Origin of the sequence: Vibrio sp. S234-5, from assembly GCF_000960595.1 — a bacterium.
GTDB lineage: Bacteria > Pseudomonadota > Gammaproteobacteria > Enterobacterales > Vibrionaceae > Vibrio.
The window spans coordinates 1-1,909 of the sequence record NZ_JZAM01000109.1 but is presented as its reverse complement, the minus strand read 5'-3'; the positions used below and the strand labels follow the sequence as shown (position 1 = coordinate 1,909).

The following is a 1,909-nucleotide window of genomic DNA, read 5'->3' as shown; positions in this document are numbered from 1 at the left end:
ATTGGTTCAAATTTTGTGGCCTTTCATGCGATTTGAAAACCCGAAAATTTTGATAAATCACTTTCGGGAAACCCAAAGCGAAAGCAAAACTTCCAAAGCGACTTTGCGCCAAGCTTGCTAACCTCGCAGCAATCCCAAAATTCAATTGAGGCAACTGCTCAAAACTTGCGTTGGCAAACAATGCTGATTTGCCGAGAAACCAGAACGAATGGCCAAAGGAAGAAAGAACAGACCACAACCAATTTAATTTACTTGTTTTAAGCTAACGCCCGCTTAAGGGGCAGACAACGCTACTACCAAGTTTCCGCATAACACTGAAACCACTGAAATCAACGCATAATAAAAATGCCACGCGTTGGCTGTCCCTCTTGAAGCGTTTGTTATGCATTACAAACCACCGGCTAAGTCCAGAAAGTTACCAGTGGAAAATGATGATTTTTCAGACGCTAACCAATAAATGGCCTCAGCAACTTCGTCAGGCAAACCACCCCGTTGCATCGGAATTTTACTTTTGAGCCGTTCTATACGATCTGGCTCTCCGCCGTCAGCGTGCATATCGGTATAAATCAATCCCGGACGAACACAGTTGACTCTGATACCTTCTGCTGCCACTTCCAATGAAAGCCCTTTTGTTAACGTGTCAATTGCACCTTTTGACGCTGCATAATCAATGTATTCATTCGGTGAACCTGTTCGTGCAGCTCCCGAAGAGACATTAACTATGACACCACCGAGACCACCATGACGAGTTGACATTCTTTTCACTGCTTCACGACAACACAAGAAGTAACCTGTCACATTGTTTACGAGAATTGAATTAATCCTATCTGCACTCATCTCTTCCAAGCGCATTTGCTTCTTTAAGATCCCAGCATTGTTGACGAGAACAGAAACAGCACCAAGCTCTCGGTCAACGGTTTCAAATAGTTGAAGAACATCACTTTCTTTGGAAACGTCAGCTTGAACAGAAATACAATCACCACCTAACGCTTTGATTTCTTCAACAAGTGCCTGAGCAGCCTCAGCATTAGATTTGTAATTAATGCACACGGAGAACCCGTTTTGAGCAAAAAGCTTTGCTGTCGCAGCACCAATACCTCGACTACCGCCAGTAATAACGACTACTTTTTGATCGCTCATTATTCATCCTTTAAACGCTGAATTTGATGTAATGCATAACGCCCGGCTAAGGGGTTGACAACGCATAGCCGAACTCAAAAAACACACTGTAAACATTGAACTTCAATTTTGCACTAAAGTCGCCACGCGTTGGCAATCCCTCTTGAGCCGTTTGTTAGCTGCTGCACTTTAGCCGGAGATTTACGACCCAACAGCCTAATTTAAAACACATTATTGTTTTCAAGCGAAAAAGTAAAATGGACAACTGAGGAACTAAAACCTAACCCACGAAACGCACTTGGCAAAGAAGAAATAACAGGAAAACTTGACGAGCTTCTAGGACTTAAATTTACAAAGAATTATGTCGAAGAAGCCAACAACCAAGTGCGCAAAACCCATTTAGGCGCAAAAGAGTTTCAAAACCAAAGAAGCCACACCAAAGAAATAAACAAACACACCACTTCCCGTAAACAGACTTCGGTTAGTTCAACCGCTTCACGAACAGTGCCACTGGCGAGATACATGGAAAAGTGCTGACTTTCAGGTGTAAAGCTAGAGCCTCAGACTAAGAAAAATAAACACGTAATTTTATGATTTCTCTTAACCTCAGCTAACGCCCGCTTAAGGGGCAGCCAACGCCACGACCAACTTTCCGCATAACAACGTAACCACAAAAACCAACGCATAGTAAAAATGCCGCGCGTTGGCTGTCCCTCTTGAAGCGTTTGTTATGTGCCGTGGCTAATGTTTTTCACAATCCTTTTTATCTTTGAACAGATTCGTCAATGCC

At 43.0% G+C, this 1,909-nt stretch carries 3 protein-coding genes; 1 reads left to right on the top strand and 2 read right to left on the bottom strand.

The genetic code is table 11. The features are described 5' to 3' along the window. Both UF06_RS27135 and UF06_RS03720 read right to left on the bottom strand, forming a co-directional pair. Positions 1 to 181 (bottom strand): hypothetical protein (locus tag UF06_RS27135; protein WP_082069744.1); only part of this gene is annotated, 181 nt, incomplete at its 3' end. Positions 182 to 387: 206 nt separating this feature from the next. Further along, a complete protein-coding gene (locus UF06_RS03720) occupies positions 388 to 1,140 on the bottom strand; it encodes an SDR family oxidoreductase (RefSeq protein WP_045569244.1) in 753 nt (250 codons plus the stop codon). Positions 1,141 to 1,353: 213 nt separating this feature from the next. Here UF06_RS03720 and UF06_RS23655 point away from each other — a divergent pair, with 213 nt between their 5' ends. Then, the gene (locus UF06_RS23655; protein ID WP_242401984.1) at positions 1,354 to 1,656 is read left to right on the top strand and encodes a hypothetical protein; all 303 of its coding nucleotides are present in this window, start codon (positions 1,354 to 1,356) and stop codon (positions 1,654 to 1,656) included. The last annotated feature ends 253 nt before the right edge of the window (positions 1,657 to 1,909 follow it).